1 protein-coding gene is annotated in these 242 nt (G+C 50.8%); it reads left to right on the top strand.

Going from position 1 to position 242, the window contains the following annotated elements:
• On the top strand, window positions 1–242 hold a 242-nt coding region (locus SB775_RS33185; RefSeq protein WP_410865545.1), incomplete at both ends, for a hypothetical protein.

Here is a 242-nt window from a genome sequence, read left to right as displayed (position 1 = left end):
ATTGAACATCGACACGAAGAAGTACTTGTACGGCAACATCTCGTTCCAGGACGTGTTCATCGTGTCCCCGTTTCTCATCTTAGGCGCGTTCATCTCGTACTTGCTGTACCGGGCAGGGACGCTGAATCAGCAACTCCTTCTCGTGGCGTTTGTGCCGGCGATGATCGTGACGGTGTTTCAGCTAAACAAACATCCGGTGCGGAAGAACTTGTCGCTCTTGCAGTACAAAGTCATTTGGAAAC

The organism is Peribacillus sp. SIMBA_075 (genome assembly GCF_046534585.1).
This window is presented reverse-complemented; position numbering and strand designations above follow the sequence as displayed.